This window comes from Rhodococcus sp. NPDC055024 (genome assembly GCF_053608585.1).
The window spans coordinates 1-3,512 of sequence record NZ_JBSGVT010000042.1 but is presented as its reverse complement, the minus strand read 5'-3'; the positions used below and the strand labels follow the sequence as shown (position 1 = coordinate 3,512).

Here is a 3,512-nt window from a genome sequence, read left to right as displayed (position 1 = left end):
AACTCCGCATACGACAACGAACGACCCTCGAACCGCAAAGCCTCCCGCCCAGGACCCAACTCGACAGCCGCCACCAACAACTGCGGCAACAACAAAGTGCGGGCACGTCGGCCGGATCGGCGCGTACGGCCTGGAGTCACTCGGTGCTTCGTGTTCTCCGGTCCCACATCACGGGCGCTCATGACGGCACGACCTGTGATTGAACGACTAGCTGGAGAACACTGTGCTGCATGAAGCAACTCACTTCCGTCAACGCTTCAGTTCACCGCCCGAACTGTCACGATCCGGTCGAGAACTGCCGTGCCCAACGTAGGCACATGGAACCATTGTTGCAGCTAAAGACATTGGTTCAGAATCTCGACAGTATGCAACCGGTCGGTTCGTTTCGATTCGATGGAAGACTTCCGGTACGACCGAAAACTAGCTGGCGATGCTCTCGAGAGCCCAAGATGTGCGCTGCACTGGATCGATGAAGTTGCGTAGCAATTAACTGGACGATTCGAAGTTACGCACACAGTTGGTGTGCATCTTGGTGTAATTCGCGATTTGGAACTCGAACCATTTTCGTCACACTTGCTGGCGGGCCAAGAACGAACAGTTCGATCGGCAGGTGGAGGTCGGACATCGCGGCGAAGGAGTGGAGCAGAGCGAACACGGGCCGTTGTCGATGACTCCGACGGACAGTTCACTCGCGCACTCCGTATGGACCACACACGACATCGGTCCCATTTCACAACCCTCGGCTCGATTCAACCCCTGCAGGATAGTGGCGAACGTCCATCAAAGCTGTGAATGCGTTGCCCGGTTCGACCGGATAGTGTTCATAGACGTTGCACAGTGGAAGTTGCACATTCGACTTCGGAGGAAACGTGTCTGTTCAGCCTTTGAGTACTGTCCAGCCGTTGTCGACGCGTCAGACGACGGCACTTTTTGTCGACACTGACCATTCGTACACACATCTGGTCAGTGTTTGGATCTTCGATTCGCAATCCGGCCCAAATGGTTCAATCGATCAGCAATCGCTCGAATCGTGGATGATCGATCAGCTTGACGTCTGCCCGATATTCAGGCGAAAAGTATATCGAATGCCGTTTGATCTTGGCTTTCCCTGCTGGGTGACAGATCGAGGTCTTGATATCAGGAGACATATCACTGTAACGGGCCTTTCCACGCCAGGCTGGCGTGCCCTTACCGATGAAATCGTCCGGATCGCCAACCGCCCGATGGACCGGTCAAGACCGCTGTGGGAACTTCACGTGATCAACAACATCACAGGTGCAAAAACTGTCCCAGACGGAGCTAGTGCTGTCGTTCTGAAATTTCATCACAGCGTTGGCGACGGAGTTGAGTCTGTCGCACTTGCCCGACGACTGTTCGGTGATCCAAATCCAAGTTGGCCTGTTCTGGACTCGGCGAGGCCCAAATTCCGAGTTTGGCAGATTCCCGAACTGACTCTGCGGCAAGTGCGACAAGCGCGACGTGCCACCGCTGAGATGAAAGCCGCACAAGAGGATCTGAGTAGCGCCGTCGAATCGGGGAGCGTCGCGCCGACGCCGTCCAGTCGGCCCTCAACGCGATTCAATCGAGTAACCTCTGGAAAGTGGACGTTCGACGTTGTCCTGTTTTCGCTGACCGATGTTCAGGCAATTCGCCGTGCTGTTGAAAATGTGACAGTCAATGACGTAATGCTGACCGTCGTTGCAATCGCACTATCAAGTTATCTGGACACTGTCGGTGACACTCCCCCAACCTCTATGGGCTCCGCGTCGCCGAAATCCGTATTTCCAGTGAAACAGCGAGTGAGCGAGCCCGAAAAAGGTTCCAACCAGTTTTCGACGATGCTAGTTGATCTCCATCCTGAATCCGACAATCCAATCGATCGACTCCGCTCTATCGCGTACTCGGCCAGTCTGGAAAAGTCACGCATCGGGGACCCTCGATCTGTGCGGGTGGAGCACACGATGGACCACTGGCCTATGTGGCTGGTGAAGTATGCGATGTGGAGACAGAAACGCCACGCGGCTAGACCCACACAGAATGTGGGCGCGACCGTCGTAGTCACCAATGTTCCCCGTGGTTCGAGCCAAGGTCTTTCCTTCTTCGGTAGGTCCGCGATAGACGGGTTCGGCGTTCTCGGTACCTGCGACCAGTCTGGACTCCAACACGTCGTGAGCTCGCTGGGCGACCGAATTTCAGTTAGTTTCACTGCCTGCGCCGAGGCGATGCCGGACAGCAGTCTTTACGCGGAAGCGATCACCCGAGCTTTTCGAGACCTGCAACAGGCCTCAACCGGGTCCGGCAGGGCCGATTGAGCCGACGAGGCTCGAGACACCGCCGAATCCGTCGCGCCGGCTAATCTTGCGACCTCAACGCCCGATCGATTACCTGCCCGATCTCTGCTGACGCTGGTGGCGTCATCATCGCGACATGGGGATATTGAACATAAAAATTGTCAATTGCTCCGTGCACATATGGTTGCCACAGCAAGGCCGCGTCGGCGGGTTGCGGATGCTGCTCAGAACTGACGAAGATGACATCTCCATCAAACGTCTTCGGACCATATCGGTCGATCATCCCCTCCAACGCCTCAATGCTGGTAAACAGCTGACGAATTCGATCGATCGAAAGTCCGACCATGTCTCCTTCGACTGCCTCGAGAATTGAAGTCAGCGACTCCCTACTAAGGTTTCCAATCTCCTCGCCAGCGGGGATGGCGATTCCCATCGCAGAGAAATCTTCGCGTAGATGGTCAACAAAAGGACGTGAGTCGGCTGTCTCAGTTAGCTCGGCAATCGGAAGACTGTCGACAACTACCAGTGTCTCAACTTCGCTACCACGGTTCTGCAGCCGAGTGGCCACGCCGTGCGCAAGCACACCACCTAACGACCATCCCATCAGTCGGTACGGCCCCTCGGCCTGCACACGAATGATTTCGTCTACGTAGCGATCCATGTAGTCGCCGAGTTCGCCAGGAGCAAATCTCTCGTCAGTCAGTGCGGGGGTTTGGATCCCGTAAACAGGAATTGATCTGTCAACAGCGGGCAGCAAGCTCATGTACGGCCAAGCCAATCCGACCATGGGATGGATGCAGAAGAGCGGTCGCTCGCTACCACCAGTTCGCAACGGCAAAACAACAGAAATTGCGTCATCAGATGCAACGTCGAAACCTGCACGGATGCCGATAGCGATTCTGCTGACCAGATCCTTCATGATCGGAGTATCGAACACGATACGAACGGGGACGTTCACGCCGAGTGCCTCCGTGAGTCCGGCGATTACCCTCATTGCATTTAGCGAGTTGCCGCCGAGTTCGAAGAAGTCATCGTCGAGACCGACAGTATCGACACCGAGAATCCCAGAGACGACGCTCGCCACCAGAATCTCGGCCTCCGTCGTAGGCGCGCGGAAGGACCGACGCTCGAACACCGGCTCCGGCAACAACTTCCGATCCAACTTCCCCGACGCATTCAACGGCAGAGCATCCAACACCACAAACTGCGACGGCACCATAT

General features: G+C 55.9%; 3 protein-coding genes. 1 reads left to right on the top strand and 2 read right to left on the bottom strand.

Annotation, left to right across the window (positions count from 1 at the left end):
* Positions 1-182, bottom strand: a 182-nt coding sequence (locus tag ACWF6P_RS31695) for a hypothetical protein (RefSeq protein ID WP_452623689.1), incomplete at its 3' end; no start/stop codon positions are given.
* Between the two features lie 687 nt (positions 183-869).
* Between ACWF6P_RS31695 and ACWF6P_RS31690 the strand changes: the two genes are divergently transcribed.
* Positions 870-2,312 carry a wax ester/triacylglycerol synthase domain-containing protein gene (locus tag ACWF6P_RS31690; RefSeq protein ID WP_452623688.1) on the top strand — a complete coding sequence of 481 codons (1,443 nt, stop codon included), beginning with the start codon at positions 870-872 and terminating at the stop codon, positions 2,310-2,312.
* A gap of 40 nt (positions 2,313-2,352) precedes the next feature.
* Here the strand turns inward: ACWF6P_RS31690 and ACWF6P_RS31685 are convergent.
* The coding region (locus ACWF6P_RS31685) for a thioesterase domain-containing protein (RefSeq protein WP_452623687.1) at positions 2,353-3,512 on the bottom strand (1,160 nt) is incomplete at its 5' end.